This is a genomic window from Polaromonas jejuensis NBRC 106434, from assembly GCF_001598235.1.
GTDB classification, from domain to species: Bacteria; Pseudomonadota; Gammaproteobacteria; order Burkholderiales; family Burkholderiaceae_C; genus Polaromonas; species Polaromonas jejuensis.
Genome location: NZ_BCYO01000008.1, coordinates 41,895 through 60,118 on the forward strand (window position 1 = coordinate 41,895; position 18,224 = coordinate 60,118).

Below are 18,224 nucleotides of genomic sequence, written 5' to 3' on the forward strand. Positions count from 1 at the left end.
ATAGACATGACCGATACCCCCCCGTCGCCAATGCCAATGCCTGCGCCGCCCGCCCCGCTGCGGCCCAGCGCGACGTTTTTGCTGGCGCACCCGGCGCATTTCATGGCCCTGGGTTTTGGCTCAGGCCTCAGCCCGGTGGCGCCCGGCACCGCCGGCACGCTGTGGGCCTGGCTGTCGTTTCTGGTGCTGCAATTGTGGCTGTCACCGGCCCAGATGGGCTGGCTGATCGCCGCCTCCATCCCGCTGGGCTGGCTGGTCTGCACGGTCACCGCCCGCCACATGCGCGTGCTGGACCCGAGCAGTGTGGTCTGGGACGAGATCGCGGCCTTCTGGCTGGTGCTGTGGCTGGTCATGCCCACCGGCTTTTGGGGCCAGCTGGTGGCCTTCGGCCTGTTTCGCTACTTTGACGCCGCCAAACCCGGCCCGGTCGGCTGGGCCGATCGCCTGTCGCACGGCGTGGACCCCGCCAGCGACCGCCACGCCTGGACCTGGGCCGGCTTCGGCATCATGTTTGATGACCTGGCGGCCGCCGGCTGCACGCTGCTGGTCATCGCGCTGTGGAGGTTTTTCTGATGGCTGGCGCACTTCAACCGCTACCAAATTCAGAGCTTACTGCGCCCGCCACGCCTGGACTGGTGGTCAATCTGGCCGATATTCTGCAGCAGAAAAACTGGCAGCTGGCGATTGCCGAAAGCTGCACCGGCGGCATGATCTGCGCCGCCTGCACCGACCTGGCAGGCTCCAGCAACTGGTTTGAGCGCGGCTTTGTGACCTACTCCAACGCGGCCAAAACCGAGCTGCTGGGCGTGGACGCCGCGCTGATCGCCCGCCACGGCGCCGTCAGCGAAGCCGTGGCGCGCGCCATGGCGGAAGGCGCCATGAGCCATTCAAAGGCACAGGTCGCGCTGGCGGTGACCGGCGTCGCGGGCCCGACCGGCGGCAGCCCGGCCAAACCCGTGGGGATGGTCTGGTTTGGTTTTGCGCTGCCCGGGCAACAGCTGTCGGAAGTCAGGCATTTTGACGGCGACCGGGCCGCCGTGCGGGCGGCCACGGTGCGGCACGCCCTGCAGCGGCTGCTTGAATTGCTGCACAAAGCCCCCTGACAGGTCCATGATGCGTATCTGTACCTGCTAGCAGTGCCAGGAAACGGCGCCAGGCCAGCGTCGATGCCATCACCGCCGGCAAGCCGTCAAGGAGTCCGCATGCATCCCAACCAGACCCGGCTGGAAAACTTCTACGCCGCCTTCGCCCGCCTGGACGCCGAGGCCATGGCGGCCTGCTATGCCCGGGATGCGCAGTTTGACGACGAGGTGTTTTCGCTGCGCGGCCAGGACCAGGTGGCCGGCATGTGGCGCATGCTTTGTGCGGCCACCCAGGCCAAGGGCGCGGACGTCTGGAAGCTGAGCTGGAGCGGCGTCCAAGCCGATGCACGAAGCGGCAAGGCCCACTGGGAAGCCGACTACCGCTTCAGCGCCACCGGGCGCCTGGTGCACAACGCCATCGACGGGGTGTTTGAATTCAGCGAAGACGGACTGATCGCGCGCCACCGCGACCGCTTTGATTTCTGGGCCTGGTCACGCCAGGCCTTGGGCGCGCCCGGCCTGCTGCTGGGATGGACACCGCTGCTGCGCCGCAAGGTCCGCGCACAGGCCGCCGCCAATCTGCAAAAATACCTGACACAACGCAGGAGTTAACCATGTCCTGGTTTGACGGCTTTGAATCGCGCTGCTTCGAGCTCAACGGCGCCACCATACACGCCCGGTTTTCCAGGGTGGCGCTGGGCGAGCCGCTGCGCCCGGCCCTGCTGCTGCTGCACGGCTTTCCGCAGTCGCATGTGATGTGGCACCGCGTGGCGCAGCGCCTCGCCCCGCATTACTTTCTGGTCATGCCCGACCTGCGCGGCTACGGCGACTCCTCCAAAACGCCCGGCCTGCCCGACCACAGCAATTACAGCAAGCGCAACATGGCCCAGGACATGATAGGCGTGATGGATGCGCTGGGCGTAGACCGGTTTGACCTGTGCGGCCACGACCGCGGCGGACGCGTGGCGCACCGGCTGGCGCTGGACCATGCCGCCCGCGTGAACAAGCTCTGCGTCATCGACATCGTCCCCACGCTGGACATGTACGAGGGCCGCAGCCTGAGCGAGCCCTACATGGAATTCGCGCGCGCCTACTACCACTGGTTTCACCTGTTGCAGCCGGCGCCGCTGCCGGAAATCATGATGGGTGCCAACCACCCGGAAACCGCCCGCGCTTATCTGCACGCCAAACTGGGCGGCTGGGGCAGCGACGGCCTGGGCTATATCGAACCCCAGGCGCTGGCCGAGTACGAGCGCGGCTTTTGCAACGCCGAGGCGCTGCACACCGCCTGCGAGGACTACCGGGCCAGCGCCGGCATAGACCTGGCGCATGACCGCGAAAGCCGCGCACAGGGCCAGAAAATCGCCTGCGACATGCTGGTGCTCTGGGCCGAGCGCGGCGTGGTCCATCGCCTCTTTGATCCGCTGGCGCTCTGGGAGGCGCAGTGCAACGGCGAGGTGTCGGGCCAGTCCATGGCTGCGGGCCACTTCATCCCCGAAGAGCAGCCCGAGGCAACCGCCAGGCTGCTGCAGCATTTTTTCAACTGATTCAGCGAGCCGCTCATGTCGACCTACACCGCAGAAGTTTTATGGCAGCGAAATGGCGAAGACTTTCTGGGCAACCGCTACAGCCGCCGCCATCTGCTGCGCTTTGACGGCGGGCTGGAAGTGCCGGGCTCCTCGTCACCGCACGTGGTGCCGCTGCCCCTGTCGGATGCCTCGGCGCTGGACCCGGAGGAAGCCTTTGTAGCCTCGCTGGCCAGCTGCCACATGCTGTGGTTTCTGTCTATCGCCGCCAAGCGCCGGTTCTGCGTGGACCACTACCTTGACGCCGCCGAAGGCCTCATGGCCAGGAATGTCGACGGCAAAATGGCCATGACCGTCGTCACGCTGCGGCCCGCCGTGCACTTCTCGGGCGAGCGACTGCCCACGCGTGAAGAACTGGACCGGCTGCACCACGAGGCGCATGAGGCCTGCTTTATTGCCAATTCGGTGAAGACTGAAGTGCGTTGCGAGCCGGTGTATTCGGCTTGATCTGCCCTCTGCTTGTGCAAGTGTCATATCTGATTTAGCCGCGTTGCCCTTCACTACCAGGCCGGGTCTCGCCCCGGCAGGCGACTCACTTGTCTTTTGCTTCGCCAAAAGAAAGTAAGCAAAGAAAAGGCGACCCTACTGTCTGCGACCCTTCGCTGCGCTACGGGCACCTTGCGGTGCTCAGTCCAGCCGGGGTCTCGTGCAAACTCGCCTGCGGCTCAAACAAGCACGAGCCCTGATCCGTCTGGACTTCCGCTCCTCAGCGCATACAGAAGGGGTAGAGGGCAGAGAAAAACCAATACCAACAGCCACGCTCCGCAGAACGCGCTTTGCGCGTTCTGCTCCCCGATTCCGATTGCTTTCCCCCAAACCCGTCCTGGCTGGGCTGAGCAGCGCAGGAGGGGGCGGATAAAAATTTCAGATGTCCGAAGGCGGCGAAGCCGACAAGTTTCTAAAATTTCCGTCCCCTCCGAGCAGCGCAAGGTGCCCGGAGCGCAGCGCAGGGACCCAGACTGCGGGTCGCCTTTCTTTTGGGTACTTTTCTTTGGCGAAGCAAAGAACAAGTGCCTCGCCCGCCGGGGCGAGACCCGGCTTGGTCGTGAAGTACATGGCGCTCAAATCAATAAAGGCTTCGACAGGCTACCCGGTTTAGCCGGGTTTGCAGCAGGCAGGCCTTCAATAGGATCGCTACTAAATCAATAGCTGGTCATGCCTGTTTTCGGCGGGCTGGAGCCTGAAAATATTCTCAACAACAGACTGTAGTCTTCTGGACACGCCTGAAGCGCGCTGAAAAAGCATGCCGTTGCCGAGGGGGAGCTGAAACCGCTTTGACGTAGGCTCCCCTGTTATTCGGTGCCTTTGCGGCGTTTGTGGACATTTGCGCTGCAAAGTCATTGCTGGCCAAACGAATGCTGATATAAACCAATGAGTTACGAGAACAAGGGAGTTGCCAGCATGAATGATCAGCCATGTTATTCCGCAGGTTTGCGGTCTAAATCACCTTAGACCCCTGAGGAGACGAAGTGTCACTTACTGACGTTCTGATGATCCTCGCTACCGCTGCGAGCCCGCTGATTGCTGTTCAAGTCACGAGATACCTGGATGATCGAAATGAGATTCGGGGCCGAAAGCTACACGTCTTCAAGACGTTGATGGCTACTCGCGCGTACACGCTATCGCCAGCGCATGTCGAGGCGCTGAATCGAATTGACTTGGAGTTTTCATCCAAGAAGCCTGCCGAAAAAGCTGTCCTGGACGTGTGGCAACAGTACCTTGACCACCTCGGAAACAAAAACATGGAAATTCAGGCCTGGGGAAACAAACGAACTGACCTTCTTGTGGACCTGCTACACGCGATGGGCAAGACTTTGGGCTACGACTTCAACAAGACGCAAATCAAGAATGGCACCTACTCACCGGTGGCTCATGGCCGAATCGAGTCAGAACAGGAGCGCATGCGTCAACTAACGCTCGAACTGCTGGAGGGAAAGCGCATGCTGCCTATGCACGTCACCAACATACCGCATAATCCTCCAGCACCATGACGCAGCGGTCTAACCCTTCAATCGAGAAAACGTTGAGCATCGCTACCTCTGCTTTAGAGTTCAAAGAACTACTTTCTCATTAAATCAGCCGCCAGCCCTTTAGATTCTGACGCCATACGCTACAAAATCAGAAGCAATCAGTCCCGATCTTCAGGCCCCAGCCATCACCCGGCCCCATGGCACTTCTTGTATTTCTTGCCACTACCGCAGTAGCAAAGATCGTTGCGGCCAGGCGTGGCCTCCTTGCGCACCGTATCGACCTTGGGGCCCAGGGTCTTCCAGAGCTCGCGCAGGTCATACACCGCCCAGATCGCCTCGCCAAAGGCATTGAGCCGGGCAATGCTGGTGCTGGGCGCGCCTTCTTCGTTGAGGGGTGACACCTCGGGCGCGGCGGAGTCGTCTTCGGTCATGGCAACCACGGCCTGCAGGGCGCCGTCCAGCCATTTGGCGGCGTCCTTGTCGCGCGGGGCCGTCCATTCGTCGGGCCAGCTTTCGACGGCGAACATGAAGCCCAGCGCCCACACCTGGGCAAACGCGGGCAGCTCTTCGCCCTTGAAGCTTGCTTGTTCTTCGGGTGGCATGTCGGCCACGGCGCCGCGAATGTCCATGACTTCGGGGTGGTAGCAGCGCTCATCCTCCAGCGAGTCCACCTCGGAATCCAGCGCGGTTTCGACTTCCTTCCAGCGCTGCTTCCACAGCGTGAGGAAGCGCTCGCGCTGCGCATCGCTGGCGAACGAGCCACCTTCGGGGTCGGCGTCTTCGCCGGGGGCTGGCGTGGCCAGCAGCACCGACAGGTATTCGTCCTCGGCAATCGGGCGGCGCGAGCAGATCACGGCGGCCATGAAGCCCTCGCAGAACTCCCACTGCGGCGTTTCGTCGTAGCGGCTGCGCAGCTCGTCGAGGATGGCGTCCAGCTCGTCAAAGGCTTCGGCTTCCAGCAGGGGCGCATCGAGCGCGGCGGCCAGCGGCAGCTTGGCGGAGGTGGAGGGGGGAGCGGGGGGAAATGGGGTCTTCATGCGGTGCGGTCCTGAGCCTCCCGTGAGGCTCTTACAAGATGCAAAGTGTATCTGCCGCGCCGCGAAGCCCTGGATAAGCAGGCGCCAGTGCCTGCGCCCCGGGGCGTCAATACCCGCGTAGCCCGGGTGACGCCACTGGATCAGCCCAACCCGACAATTGCTAGCAATTAAATAGCTGGCTGCGCCCGTGTGCCGTGGGCTGGCAGCCTTTTTCCTGCAAGAAAGGTGCCGGTCGAAGCTGGCCTGCAGGTCGCCGATGATAGGAATTAAGGGAAAACCCTATACTGAACCGCACATGCACGGCAATCGGTGCGCCACAAAGGAATTTCCATGACCGACCGCTCAGCAAGCTACAGCCGTCCCGGCTTTCCCGAAAAATCAGGCCTTGCCCTGATCAAGCGCCTGGGCCGCAACTCGCCTGAACGCCTCAACCTGGCGCTGCAGGGCGGTGGCGCGCACGGGGCCTTCACCTGGGGCGTACTGGACGCCCTGCTCGAAAACACCGGCATTGAGTTCGAAGGCCTGAGCGGCAGCAGCGCCGGCGCCATGAACGCGGTGGTCCTGGCCGACGGCTGGATGAAGGGGGGACGCGAGGGCGCTCGCCAGGGCCTGGCGGATTTCTGGACGGAGGTCGGAAAGCAAATGCCCTGGGAAATGGTGACCCAGGGCGAGGGCGACGCGATCAGCCTGTCGCCAGCCGGCAAATGGCTGGCCAACTGGGCCGGGCACTTCTCGCCCTCGCAGCTCAACCCGCTGGAACTCAACCCCTTGCGTGATCTGCTCCAGCGCCAGGTCGATTTCGAGCAGCTGCGCGCACGCAGTCCGTTCAAGCTGTTTGTCGGCGCCACGCAGGCCAGTACCGGAAAGCTGCGGATATTTCGCGAAACCGAACTCACCCTGGACATGTTGCTCGCCTCGGCCTGCCTGCCCAAGATCCATCACACGGTGGAAATTGACGGCGAGCCCTATTGGGACGGTGGCTACGCCGCCAATCCGGCGGTATTCCCGCTGTTCTATGACTGCGAGGCGCGCGATGTGTTGCTGGTGCTGCTGAGCCCGCTCAAGCGCGAAGGCACACCGCACACGGTGAAGGAGATCGAATCGCGCATTGTCGAGCTGGCGTTCAGCGCCAACTTCATGCGCGAGATGCGGATGTTCGCGCATGCGACTGAATTTTCGAGCCCGACATTTCTGAGCTGGGGGCGCCTAGAGCGGCGGCTGCAGAAGATGCGCTTTCACATGATCGATGCCAGCCAGTTGAGCAGCCTGGAGCGCACCGAGACCAAGCTGCTGGCGCACAGCCCGTTTCTTGAGCTGCTGCGGGACCAGGGCCGCGAGCGTGCCGCCTTTTGGCAGGCGCAGCACTCGGCTGACGTCGGGCGACGATCAAGCTTCGATGTCAAGAAGTGCTTCACCTGATTTGGCGGCCATCAACGCTGGCGATTGATTTCCACCGAGATGTGAACCAGTTCCTCATGGACACGCAATTGCCGCTTGAAGTCATCGGGGTTGGCGTCAGCCGCGGTGATGAGATCGGCATCAAACTTCCGTACTTGGCATACAATTTTTTCCGGATTCTGCGAGCACCCCTTAAGGGGACATGGACCGAATTGATGTACCGCGTCGAAACATTCAACCAGGTGTCATTCCTAAAAATCAACACCGGTACCGGAACCATGGCACAGCCAATCAAGTGGGGTTGGCTGCGGCGGTAAAACGACGAAGGAAGGCAACACATGTCGTTGACCCAACTGCTTGCTCAATATGGCTACCTGGCGGTGTTCGTCGGTAGCGTCCTCGAAGGCGAAACCGTCCTGGTCCTGGCCGGTTTCGCAGCACATCAAGGCTATCTGTCGTTCCCGCTGGTGATCACGCTGGCATTCTGTGGCGGAACGCTGGGAGACCAGATTTCCTTCTTCATCGGGCGGTACTACGGCGCTCCCTTGCTGTCTCGCTTCCCACGTCTTGCCTCGCGCGCCCAGCCGATCAACCAGTGGATACAACACTACCAGACCGGCCTCATCGTCGGGGTGCGTTTTATGTATGGATTCCGCATCGCTGGCCCGCTTGTCATTGGCATGAGCGATGTGTCGGCATGGCGATTCCTGTTGCTCAACCTCCTTGGCGCCGCGATATGGGCCGTGCTGATCGCCGGGGCAGGCTATCTTTTCGGCGAAACATTGCAATGGCTGGTCACCGACCTCAAACAGTATGAAGAAATAGCACTGCTGCTGATTGTTGTTGCGGCTGTCCTCATGGGCCTGGTTCACCGGCTGTACGCCCGCCATCGCTAACGAATTGAGCGACACAGCCATGGGTTCGCCGCTCCAGGGGGCTTGGCGTACGATTTTTTTCCGTTTCGTGGGCTGGCGCCTGCTGCAGCAGATTGCCGCCATCCGGGGCGCCGTGAACACCTGGGCCCGGATACCGTCGCGCCGGAGCAGCGGCGCGAGGATTTGGAGAGCGTGCCGGCCGTGCTGCGCTCCTGGCTCAGGCAGGGCGAGCCTGAGCCGCGCTTTTATCTGTTCGGCAAATGGGGTGCGCGCGCGGCCATGCCGGCCCGGGGACCCGCCCAATACGCTATTGATTAAATAGCTGCCTGCGCCCGTGCACCATGGGTCAGCAGCCATTTCTCCATGGAAAGCAGGGCTTCCCTGTGCGTCGCTTCAACCCTCATCTGGCGCCATGAATGAATGGCGATTCAGCCTAGCGCCTGCCTTGCGTGCGCACCAGCAGGGTGACCGTGGTGAGCGTCAGCACATAGACGGCCAGCTGTATGCCGGCTGGGCGATCGGTATAGCCAATCAGGGTGTGCAGCATCTTGCCCAGAATGCTGGTGTCGCTCAGCAGCCAGGAGCTGTCCCAGATGGCATCGCCCCAGCTGGGCACCAGGTTGGCAGACAGCAGAAAGCCGACCCCCTGGCTGGCCATGCCCGCTGTGAGCAGGATGATCAGGGCATTGGTCACGGCAAACAGCCGGTGCGTCGCGATCTTCAGCAGGCCGAAGTACATGGCGGCACCGAGCCCGACACCGCCGACCAGGCCCAGCAGGCCACCGACCACCATCTGCGAGGTCTGGCCCGGCTCGCCGGCGGCAATGCCGTAAAGAAAGAGCACCGCCTCGGAACCCTCGCGCAGCACGGCAACGCCCACCACGACCGCCAGGCCGGTCAACGGCCGGGAGCCGCTGGCCACGGCACTGCCCACGGCGCTCAATTCCCGCGCCATTTCCCGTCCGTGCCGGCTCATCCAGATGCTGTGCCAGGCGAGCATGGCCACCGCCACGAACATGACGCAGGCATTGAATACCTCCTGGCCCATGCCGGAGGCCCACGAGGAAATGATGTCGGCAAAGCCGGCGACCAGGCAGGCGCCCAGAATCCCGCCGGCAATGCCGAGGCCGACCCAGCGCCCGCGCCGCGGGACCTGTTTGGTCGCGGCCAGCACGATGGAGGCGACCAGGGCCGCCTCGAGGATTTCGCGAAAGACGATGAGTGCGGTGGACAGCATGCGGGCTCCGGCAGCGTGTCTACTTGGCGATCAGGTAGGTTTTGGAGACGGCTTCGTGGTACTCGTCGTGGAACTCGTACTTGCCGGGCTTGAGCGGGCCGATGAACAAGGTGGCTTCCTTGCCAGGAGGAATCACCTTCTCGGCCTTGAAGTCATCACTTTCGAATTCGGCCGGTGTGGCATCCAGATTCTTGACGACCAATTTGACTTTGGTGTTGGCCGGAATGGTCAGCTCTGCAGGGGTGAACTTGTGGTCCTTCAGGCTAAGGTTGAAGGTGGTGTCTGCTGCCCAACCAGCAGCAGCGGCCAGCAGGGAACCAAGGATCAGGGTGGTACGGGCAATGTGGCGGATCATGGTGATTTCGTCTTTGGGTTGGACAGTTGGGCAATTGAACGGTTGGACCAGGAATCAAGCCAGGCCGGGGAGCGCCGTAGCCAAATTCGGATAAATTATAAATCACATTAAGAACAATTCGCATTTCCATTAATGGTGAAAAATCCGCGGGCTCCGGGGAAATGGGGTCAGACACTCATGGCGCGACCTGAAGCGCCCAACCAAAGACATTCGGGCCGGCGCAAAGTGGAGCCTGCGCGCCATTGGCGCTTCAACCAATCAGCACATCAGCCAGGAATTAGCTATCAATTACATAGCTGCCTGTGCACGTACTCCATGGGCCAGAAGCCTTTTCGCCATTGAGGTGACGGCCCGGTCCTTGCTCAGCAGCAAGGCCTGATGGGCCACCGCCAGATCGATGAATTTCTGGTCGTCGGGGTCGCTGCAGGTCAGGCGGGCTTTGGTGGCCACTTCAACCAGGCGGGCGTGGCGGTCAAAGGCTGTAAGGACGTCGGCGGCGCCCAGCTGGTAAAAATCAAGGCGCGGAACGATTTGCGGGTAGGCCAGCACGCGGGCCAACTCGTCGCGCATGGCTTGGGTGGCCAGCCAGTCGAGCTCGCCGGACTCCAGACCCTGCTTGACCGCAAGCGCCGCCGCATCGTTGAAGACAAACACGTCGAGGACGATGTTGGTGTCCAGAACGATGGGCCTGGCCATCAAGGCCTGGCCTCGCCGGTGGGCCGGTTCTCCGGTTTTCCGCGCGCCGAGCCGGCCACCATGTCAAAACGGAACAGCCGGCATTCAATCGGGCCGTTCCACATCGGCACGCGGCGCGATTCCTTGAGGCGCATCTTGCTGGGCAGCTTGAGGTCGGGCGTGAGCACATGGGCGGTCCAGCCGGCGTAGTGCTTCTTCCAGTGCGCGGCCAGCTGCGGGAAGAAGTCATTGGCCTCTTCGCCCCAGGCATTCAGCGCCTGTTCGCGGCCGGGGTTGGCGGAGCGGTCGCGCGGCGTCTCGAAGGCGGGTTCCTCGCGGGTATCACCCGCATTGCGGTTCAGCGGCTGGCCAAACTCGTCGATGCCCTGCCCCTGGAATTGCGAACGGCGCTGGTCGCGGCCCTGCACGCCGGTGATGCCGGCCACACCGGCGACATCAATCCGCTCGCCATAGGGCGGGTTCACCAGCATCACGCCGGAAGGCGCGGGCGGCATGCGCTGCAGCGCGTCGCCGCCGCGCAATTGCACGGCCTTGGCCACGCCGGCGCGCTCGGCATTGCGTTCGGCAAAGTCCACCATGCGAAAGGACACATCGCTGCCAAAGACCGGCGCCGTCGGCTCGGTGATGGCGGCCTCGGCCTGGTCCAGCAGGCCGTCCCAGACATGGCCCTGGAAGGGCAGGTATTTCTGGAAGGCAAAACGGCGGTTGATGCCGGGCGCAATGTTGCAGGCGATCTGCGCCGCCTCGATGGCTATGGTGCCCGAGCCGCAGCAGGGGTCATAGAGCGGCACGCCGTTCCGGCACTGCTGGTCCCAGCCGCTGGCGGCAATCATGGCGGCGGCCAGGGTTTCCTTGAGTGGCGCATCGCCCTTGTCCTCGCGCCAGCCGCGCTTGAACAGCGGCTCGCCCGAGGTGTCGATGTAAATGGTGACGGTGTCGGTGGTCAGGTGCACATAGACGCGCACATCGGGCCAGCGTGTGTCGACGTCGGGGCGCACCTCGAACTTGGCGCGAAAACGGTCGGCAATCGCGTCCTTGATCTTCAGCGCCGCGAAGTTCAGGCTTTGCAGCGGGCTGTGCTGCGCCGTGATCTCGACCTTGAAGGTCTGCCTGGGCGTGAACCAGATTTCCCAGGCCACGTTGGCCGCGGCGTTGTAGAGGTCCTGCTCGCTGCGGTACTGGTTGTGCTGCAGCTCGATCAGCACGCGCTGGGCCAGCCGGCTGTGCAGGTTAAGCTGCAGCGCATCGCGCCAGGAGCCCTGCAGCTGCACGCCGGCGCGCCAGGCCTTGCCCTGGATGCCGGTGACGCGCTGCACCTCGGTGGCCAGCAGGGCCTCCACGCCGGCGGCGCATGGCAAAAAGAGTTGGAGTTGATTCATAAGTAGGCTTTGAAAATTGGCGTGACGCCCGGCTGGAATGCTGCGCGACGGCGACCTGAAAGTAAAGAGGACGGTGCCGCTTACAGCGACTTGCGCAAGCTGGCGGGCGCGATGCGCAGGGCTTCCCGGTATTTGGCCACGGTGCGGCGCGCGCATTCAATGCCCTGCTCCTTGAGCATTTCCGAAATCTGGCTGTCGCTGAGCGGCTTTTTGGGGCTCTCGGAGGTGACAAACTGCTTGATCAGCGCACGCACCGCCGTGCTCGACGCATTGCCGCCGGTTTCGGTGCCCAGCGCCGAGCCAAAGAAATACTTCAGCTCAAAAGTGCCGAACGGCGTGGCCATGTATTTGGCCGTGGTGACCCGCGAAATGGTCGACTCATGCAGGCCCAGCTCATCGGCGATCTCGCGCAGCACCAGCGGGCGCATGGCCAGCTCGCCATGGGTGAAAAAGTTCTTCTGGCGCTCCACGATCGCGCTGCTCACCCGCAGTATGGTGTCAAAGCGCTGCTGGATGTTCTTGATGAACCAGCGCGCCTCCTGCAGGCGCTGCTGCAGCGCCTGCCCGCCGCCGCCCTTGCCGTTGTGCTGCTTGAGGGCGTTGGCATAAATGTCGTGCACGCGCAGGCGCGGCATCACGTCACCATTGAGCGAAACCTTGAAGCCCCGGCCCGACTTGACGACGATGACGTCGGGCACGATGAGGTTGCGCTCGACATTCACGAAGCGCCGGCCGGGCTTGGGGTCCAGCCGGGCAATCACGGCGATGGCGCCCTTGATGACCGCCTCCGGGAAACCGCACAGGTGCGACAGGCGCTTGACATCGCGCCTGGCCAGCAGCTCCATGGGCTGCTGGCACATGGCCATGGCGGCACGGGTTTCCTCGCAGTTCCTGCAGTCGAGCAGCTGCAGGCTCAGGCACTCGGCCAGGTTGCGCGCGCCGACGCCGGCGGGCTCCATGTGCTGCAGCAGCTTGAGCGCCATGGCAAAGCGCTGCACCAGCTCTTCGGCGGCCTCCAGGTCATCGCCCGCCAGGCCGGCCGCCAGCGAGGCCAGGCTGTCTTCGAGGTAGCCATCGTCGTTGAGCGATTCGATCAGGAAGTGCAGGGCCGCGCGGTCTTCCTCGGACAGGCGCAGGCCCAGCGCCTGCCGGTGTAAATGGTCTTGCAGCGACACATGCGCACTCGCCAGGTCGGAGGCCTCGGCCTCGCTGTCGTCGATGTTGTTCTTGCGGGGCTGCGCGTCGCCGCCCCATTCGCTGTCATCGGGCGCGGACTCGACCGTGCCGTCGCCGTCCCAGCTGTCCTCGATCTTGATTTCGGCGCCGGATTCCGCGCCGATTTCGACATCATTTTGGCTTGTAGCGCCCGCGCTATCTGCGCCAGTAGCTACTGAATCTGTAGCAGATTCAAACTCTCGGCTGTCCTGGCTGACCGGCGTGTTGGTGTGCTCCAGGCCGAATTCCTCGCGCACCGCGGCCTCTTCGGCCACCTCCAGAAACGGGTTTTCGTCGAGCATCTGCTCGACTTCCTGGCTCAGCTCCAGCGTGGACAGCTGCAGCAGGCGAATCGACTGCTGCAGCTGCGGCGTGAGCGCCAGATGCTGCGAGACGCGAAGTGAGAGACCCTGTTTCACGACAGTCCCAAGCGCCCACGGTCGGACAAAGTGAGCGAGCCACAGAAGGGAGCGAATTCACAAGCATGGGCCGCGGAACCGGCTTTGCCGGGCCGCAGGCGCAGCCCCCTGAGGGGGGAGGGAGCTACACGAAGTGAGCGACAACGGGGGGGAGCCATCACATCCTGAAGTGTTCGCCGAGGTAAACACGGCGCACATCGGCGTTGTTCACAATCTCGGAGGGTGTGCCACTGGCCAGCACATGGCCGTCGCTGATGATGTAGGCGTGGTCGCAAATGCCCAGCGTTTCACGCACGTTGTGGTCGGTGATCAGCACGCCAATGCCGCGCGACTTGAGGAAGCCGATGATGCGCTGGATCTCGATCACGGCAATCGGGTCGATGCCGGCAAAGGGCTCATCCAGCAGGATGAAGCGCGGCTGGGTCGCCAGGGCCCGCGCGATCTCGACGCGGCGGCGCTCGCCGCCCGACAGCGCCGGCGCCGGCGAGTCGCGCAGGTGGTCCACCCGCAAATCCTGCAGCAGGGCGTCCAGCCGCGATTCGATGTCGGCACGGCCCAGCGGCTTGCCGGATGCGTCCAGCTGCAGCTCCAGCACGGCACGCACGTTCTCCTCGACGGTGAGCTTGCGGAAGATCGAAGCCTCCTGCGGCAAATAGCTCAGGCCCAGGCGGGCGCGCAGGTGAATCGGCATCTGCTCGACGGACCGGCCATCGATGGAGATTTCGCCCGCATCGGCGCGCACCAGGCCCACGATCATGTAAAACGAGGTGGTCTTGCCGGCCCCGTTGGGGCCCAGCAAGCCCACGACCTCGCCTTTTTGCACGGACAGCGAGACATCCTGGACCACCTTGCGGCTGCCGTAGGATTTCTGCAGCCCCTGCGCGACCAGGCGGCTGGGAATGGCGGGCGCGACCGCCAAATCCGCCGCCAAAGTATCAGTCACCACATGCATCGGCTCAGGGTTCTTTCTGGTTTTTATCGGCGCCCAGCGTGACGCTGGGGCGCAGGCTGGGCACGGGCCCGGCGGGCGGCGCCGGCTTGCCCGGTGCCGGGGCAGCGGCGCCCGGCGACAGCATGGCGCGAATCCGCCCGCTGGGGTTGGCCACCGTGCGGTTTTGCTCGCCGCCATCGACGGTGAACACATCGGTGTTGTTGTCGTAAACGATCAGCGAGCCGGTGGTTTCGTCGTTCAGCGTGGCGCCCTTGTAGCGGCGCACCACGGCGCGCTTGATGAATTTGACGAGGTCGGCGCGGCTGTCGTATTCGATGCGCTCGCCCTCGCCCTCGATGTACTCGTCGACGCCGTCACGTTTTTTTCGGTAATAGGCCAGCTTGCCGGGTGCCGCAATGGCAATCGCCAGCTGGTAACCCTCGGGATCCTGGCTCACATCCACCTGCGCGCCGCGGACGATGGTCGTGCCCTTGGTGATGACCACATTGCCGGTGAAGACGCTGGTCTGCTTCAGGTCGTCGTAGCGCAGGGCATCGGCCTCGGCGTTCATGGGCTTGTCGCGGTCGGCCCGTTCGGCAGCGGCCGGAAACACCACGCCCGCCGCCAGGGCGGCCGTCACGATCAGGGAGAAAAGGGTGGGTTTCATAAGGCACGAATCTTGCTGCAGAGGGTTTTGCCATTGTAGCCATGGCCGGTGACGGAATGGCTTCCAGGGCAAATTTGGCCCATAAAAAAACCCGCCGGCGGCGGCGGGTTTTGTGCCGGGCGCGGCCTTACTTGGCCTTGCCGCGTGATTGCCCAATCAGGTAATCGGTGACCTGGAGCGCACGCTCCATGGTCTGGGCCAGCGAGCCGGAGGTGTAGTAACGCCCGCCTATGCCGAGTGCCGGCACGCCGTCCACGGCATAGATGTCCTGCAGCTGGGTGGCCTTGCGCACCTTGGTGCTCACGGAAAATGAGTTGTACATCTCGACGAACTTGGCCTTGTTGATGCCCTGTTTGTCCGCCCAGGCCGCCACCAGGTCGGCGGTGTTGAGCGCCTGTTTTTCCACATGAATGGCGTAAAACACCTTTTTGTGGAGCTCAGCGACCTTGCCCATGCCTTCCAGCACATAGTAAAGACGCTGTTGCGGCTCAAAATCGGGGCGGAAAGACACCGGCACGCGGCGCACGCTCACATCCTTGGGCGCCTTGCTGATCCAGGCTTCGAGCTGCGGCTCAAAGGCATTGCAGTGCGGGCAGCTGTACCAGAAGAACTCCACCACCTCGACCTGGCCGGCGGGCGCCTCGGTCGGCGCCGGCTTGTCCAGCTTCAAATAATCGGTACCATCCTTGAAGGCCCGGGCCTGGGCCTGCACCGCGGTTGGCAGCGCGCCTGCGCCCAAGGCGGCGGCAGCGGCCACGGAAGCGGCGGAAAGCGAAAACTCACGTCGTTGCATCAAAATTTACTCCTGGTATCGATGTTGCAGGGGTTTGACGCCCTGGCGCAAAAAAGTTCAACCGGCTTAGGGCCTGTTCACCCTAGCGTTGCACCCTGACCAGGGCGGTCTCTATCGAGTTGCTGTCCAGCCGTTCCTTGACCTTGTCGGCCTCGTCTTTTTTATCAAATGGCCCGAGACGCACGCGGTAGACGGTACGGCCCGACTGTTCGCGCTCGCTGACCTTGGCCTGCAGGCCCAGCAGCGACAGCCTGGCACGCTGCTGCTCGGCGTCTTCCGGGGTGCGGAAAGCGCCGGCCTGGACGAAATAAGTGAAGGGATCGGCACTGGCACCGTTGGCCAGGCCCTCCAGCTTGGCCTTGGCCAGATCCCCCAGCGGATCGGCCGACACGGCCGGTTTGGCGGTTTTGGGTGCGGCAGTGACGGCCGCCGATGATGACGATGAAGCAGCGGCCCCGGGCGGGGTCACGGCGCCGCCGGGCTCGGCCGGGACATTGCCCAGCTCGCCGGCAGGCGGCGGCTTGACGGCGTTTTTCCCGGCCAGCGGTGCATTCGGGTTCCAGTCCTTGTTCTTCTTGGCTTCCGCGGCATCGCTGTCGGGGTTGCGCGGCTGGCTCTTGTTCATGAAGGGCACAGGCACCTTGGTGATGTAGACCGCCACGGCCAGCGCGGCCCCCAGGCCTATCAGCGCGCCAATAATCAAACCCAGCAGGGTTCCGCCTCGTTGTGTTTTCATACCTTGTTCATACCTTGCCCAAACTCCTTGCCAAACGCGGCTTGCCTCATGTTTTTACATCTTGCGGGGGGCGCTGACGCCCAGCACCGCAAGGCCATTGTGCAACACCTGCGCGGTGGCGGCGACCAGCGCCAGGCGGGCCAGCTTGACGGCCACGTCATCGACCAGAATCCGCTCGGCATCGTAATAGCTGTGGTAGCAGGCGGCCAGTTCACGCAGGTAAAAGGTCACATCGTGCGGCGCGAAATCCCTGGCCGCGGCGGTGAGCATGTCGGGGTATTTGGCCAGCAAGAGCATCAGCGCCTGGGCCTGCGGGCTCTCCAGCGCCGACAGGTCCACGTCCTTCAGGGTTGCGGCGTCGCCAGCGTCCTTTTCCGTCCAGGCCGCCAGCACCGAGCAGATCCGCGCATGCGCGTACTGCACGTAATAGACCGGGTTGTCGTTGTTCTGCGCCACGGCCAGGTCGACATCGAAGGTGTACTCGGTGTCGGGCTTGCGGCTCAGCAGGAAGAAGCGCACGGCGTCGGTGCTGGTCCATTCGATCAGGTCGCGCAGCGTGACGTAGCTGCCGGCGCGCTTGCTGATCTTGACTTCCTCGCCGCCCTTGACCACGCGCACCATGGTGTGCAGCACGTAGTCGGGGTAGCCGGCCGGAATGCCGACACCGGCCGCCTGCAGGCCGGCGCGCACCCGCGCGATGGTGCCGTGGTGGTCGGTGCCCTGGATGTTCACCACCTTGTGGAAGCCGCGCTCCCACTTGGCGATATGGTAGGCCACGTCGGGCACGAAGTAGGTGTAGCTGCCGTCACCCTTCTTCATGACGCGGTCCTTGTCGTCGCCGTAGTCGGTCGACTTGAGCCACAGCGCGCCGTCCTGCTCGTAGGTCTTGCCGGCGGCGACCAGCTTTTGCACCGTCGCCTCGACGCGGCCGCTGGTGTAGAGGCTGGACTCGAGGTAGTACTGGTCAAAGCGGACGCGGAAGGCCTGCAGGTCCAGGTCCTGCTCGCGGCGCAGGTAGGCGACGGCGAACTCGCGGATCGACTCCAGGTCGTCGATGTCGCCGCTGGCCGTGAACTCGCGGTCATCCGACTTGACGGTCTTCTTTGCCTTGAAGTCTTCGGCGATGTCGGCGATGTAGTCGCCGTTGTAGGCCGGGGCCTTGTCGCCGCTGGGCCACTCGGCATCGCCGGGCCTGAAGCCCCTGGCGCGCAGCTGGGTGCTGCTGGCCAGGGTCTGGATCTGCACGCCGGCGTCGTTGTAATAGAACTCACGCCAGACCTGGTCGCCCTGCGTGGCGCGCAGGTTGCAGATCGCGTCGCCGAGCGCGGCCTGGCGGCCGTGGCCGACATGCAGCGGTCCGGTCGGGTTGGCCGAGACAAACTCGACCAGCACCTTTTCGCCCGTGGCGGGCTGCCGGCCGAAGGCCTCGCCGGCGGCCAGCACCTCGCGCACGATCTGCTGCTTGGCCGATGTTTTCAGGCGGATGTTGATAAAGCCGGGGCCGGCGATTTCCACCGCGTCCACCCAGCGCTCGAAGGCGGGCGCCAGCAGCAGCAGTGCGCGCAGGCTTTCCGCCACCTGGCGGGGGTTTTGCTTGAACGACTTGGCCAGCTGCATGGCCGCCGTGCAGGCGAAATCGCCATGGGCCGCCACCTTGGGGGATTCAAAAGCCGCTTTGTCACCGGCGCCGGGGGAGAGTTCTTCCAGCCCGGCAGCCAGGGCCGCGAGCAGGTCTTTTTTAATCGAGAGCATGGGCCGATTTTACGGTTAAGCCAGGCCGGGGCCGGGAAGCGGCGCGGCCAGCCCCGGTCAGCGAATTTGCCGGGCGCAACGTTATGTGTTGGAATT

General features: G+C 63.6%; 21 protein-coding genes. 10 read left to right on the forward strand and 11 right to left on the reverse strand.

The genetic code is table 11. From position 1 onward, the window contains the following. Positions 1-6: 6 nt before the first annotated feature. The 6 genes from PJE01S_RS11560 to PJE01S_RS11585 all read left to right on the forward strand — a co-directional run bounded on the left by PJE01S_RS11560 (position 7) and on the right by PJE01S_RS11585 (position 4,659). Complete coding sequence (locus PJE01S_RS11560; RefSeq protein ID WP_068833775.1) at positions 7-573, forward strand: phosphatidylglycerophosphatase A family protein; 567 nt, start codon at positions 7-9, stop codon at positions 571-573. Then, a complete protein-coding gene (locus PJE01S_RS11565) occupies positions 573-1,103 on the forward strand; it encodes a CinA family protein (protein WP_068833776.1) in 531 nt (176 codons plus the stop codon). The genes PJE01S_RS11560 and PJE01S_RS11565 overlap by 1 nt, the downstream gene beginning before the upstream one ends. A 99-nt stretch (positions 1,104-1,202) precedes the next feature. Continuing rightward, positions 1,203-1,694 carry a nuclear transport factor 2 family protein gene (locus tag PJE01S_RS11570; protein ID WP_068833777.1) on the forward strand — a complete coding sequence of 164 codons (492 nt, stop codon included), beginning with the start codon at positions 1,203-1,205 and terminating at the stop codon, positions 1,692-1,694. A 2-nt stretch (positions 1,695-1,696) separates the two neighbouring features. Next, positions 1,697-2,629, forward strand: coding sequence for an alpha/beta fold hydrolase (locus PJE01S_RS11575; protein WP_068833778.1), 933 nt, complete (start codon positions 1,697-1,699; stop codon positions 2,627-2,629). A gap of 15 nt (positions 2,630-2,644) precedes the next feature. Continuing rightward, positions 2,645-3,115, forward strand: a complete 471-nt coding sequence (locus PJE01S_RS11580; RefSeq protein WP_068833779.1) for an OsmC family protein — start codon at positions 2,645-2,647, stop codon at positions 3,113-3,115. A gap of 1,022 nt (positions 3,116-4,137) precedes the next feature. Continuing rightward, positions 4,138-4,659, forward strand: a complete 522-nt coding sequence (locus PJE01S_RS11585; protein WP_157090299.1) for a DUF6680 family protein — start codon at positions 4,138-4,140, stop codon at positions 4,657-4,659. A 164-nt stretch (positions 4,660-4,823) separates the two neighbouring features. Here the strand turns inward: PJE01S_RS11585 and PJE01S_RS11590 are convergent, their stop codons facing one another. Further along, positions 4,824-5,675: a UPF0149 family protein gene (locus tag PJE01S_RS11590; RefSeq protein ID WP_084389483.1), complete on the reverse strand. Its 852-nt coding sequence runs from the start codon at positions 5,673-5,675 to the stop codon at positions 4,824-4,826. Between the two features lie 330 nt (positions 5,676-6,005). Here PJE01S_RS11590 and PJE01S_RS11595 point away from each other — a divergent pair, with 330 nt between their 5' ends. Genes PJE01S_RS11595 through PJE01S_RS11610 form a run of 4 tightly spaced genes read left to right on the forward strand, consistent with a single transcriptional unit; the run spans position 6,006 to position 8,266 of the window. Then, positions 6,006-7,094, forward strand: coding sequence for a patatin-like phospholipase family protein (locus tag PJE01S_RS11595; protein WP_084389484.1), 1,089 nt, complete (start codon positions 6,006-6,008; stop codon positions 7,092-7,094). A 56-nt stretch (positions 7,095-7,150) separates the two neighbouring features. After that, positions 7,151-7,390 (forward strand): hypothetical protein, encoded by a 240-nt coding sequence (locus PJE01S_RS11600; protein WP_157090300.1) that lies wholly within the window; start codon positions 7,151-7,153, stop codon positions 7,388-7,390. A gap of 21 nt (positions 7,391-7,411) precedes the next feature. Next, on the forward strand, positions 7,412-7,969 hold the full coding sequence (locus PJE01S_RS11605) for a DedA family protein (protein WP_068833782.1): 558 nt from the start codon (positions 7,412-7,414) through the stop codon (positions 7,967-7,969). Between the two features lie 42 nt (positions 7,970-8,011). Further along, complete coding sequence (locus PJE01S_RS11610; protein ID WP_068833783.1) at positions 8,012-8,266, forward strand: hypothetical protein; 255 nt, start codon at positions 8,012-8,014, stop codon at positions 8,264-8,266. Between the two features lie 115 nt (positions 8,267-8,381). Here PJE01S_RS11610 and PJE01S_RS11615 read toward each other — a convergent pair whose 3' ends face one another. The 10 genes from PJE01S_RS11615 to argS all read right to left on the reverse strand — a co-directional run bounded on the left by PJE01S_RS11615 (position 8,382) and on the right by argS (position 18,128). Further along, on the reverse strand, positions 8,382-9,185 hold the full coding sequence (locus PJE01S_RS11615; RefSeq protein ID WP_068833784.1) for an FTR1 family iron permease: 804 nt from the start codon (positions 9,183-9,185) through the stop codon (positions 8,382-8,384). 19 nt (positions 9,186-9,204) lie between these two features. Further along, positions 9,205-9,540 (reverse strand): cupredoxin domain-containing protein, encoded by a 336-nt coding sequence (locus tag PJE01S_RS11620; RefSeq protein WP_068833785.1) that lies wholly within the window; start codon positions 9,538-9,540, stop codon positions 9,205-9,207. Between the two features lie 288 nt (positions 9,541-9,828). Then, a complete protein-coding gene (locus PJE01S_RS11625) occupies positions 9,829-10,236 on the reverse strand; it encodes a putative toxin-antitoxin system toxin component, PIN family (protein ID WP_068833786.1) in 408 nt (135 codons plus the stop codon). Further along, entirely contained in the window at positions 10,236-11,615 is a 1,380-nt protein-coding gene (locus PJE01S_RS11630) for a THUMP domain-containing class I SAM-dependent RNA methyltransferase (RefSeq protein WP_068833787.1), read from the reverse strand. Before PJE01S_RS11630 ends, PJE01S_RS11625 begins: the two co-directional genes overlap by 1 nt. A gap of 80 nt (positions 11,616-11,695) precedes the next feature. Continuing rightward, positions 11,696-13,249, reverse strand: coding sequence for an RNA polymerase factor sigma-54 (locus PJE01S_RS11635; protein WP_068833788.1), 1,554 nt, complete (start codon positions 13,247-13,249; stop codon positions 11,696-11,698). 157 nt (positions 13,250-13,406) lie between these two features. Then, entirely contained in the window at positions 13,407-14,201 is a 795-nt protein-coding gene (gene lptB, locus PJE01S_RS11640) for an LPS export ABC transporter ATP-binding protein (protein WP_157090301.1), read from the reverse strand. Positions 14,202-14,205: 4 nt separating this feature from the next. Next, positions 14,206-14,847, reverse strand: coding sequence for a lipopolysaccharide transport periplasmic protein LptA (gene lptA, locus PJE01S_RS11645; protein ID WP_068833789.1), 642 nt, complete (start codon positions 14,845-14,847; stop codon positions 14,206-14,208). 127 nt (positions 14,848-14,974) lie between these two features. Then, a complete protein-coding gene (locus PJE01S_RS11650; protein WP_068833790.1) occupies positions 14,975-15,640 on the reverse strand; it encodes a thiol:disulfide interchange protein DsbA/DsbL in 666 nt (221 codons plus the stop codon). 82 nt (positions 15,641-15,722) lie between these two features. Further along, a complete protein-coding gene (locus PJE01S_RS11655; RefSeq protein WP_068833791.1) occupies positions 15,723-16,376 on the reverse strand; it encodes an SPOR domain-containing protein in 654 nt (217 codons plus the stop codon). A 54-nt stretch (positions 16,377-16,430) separates the two neighbouring features. Beyond that, positions 16,431-18,128: an arginine--tRNA ligase gene (argS, locus tag PJE01S_RS11660; protein WP_068833792.1), complete on the reverse strand. Its 1,698-nt coding sequence runs from the start codon at positions 18,126-18,128 to the stop codon at positions 16,431-16,433. Positions 18,129-18,224: the final 96 nt, after the last annotated feature.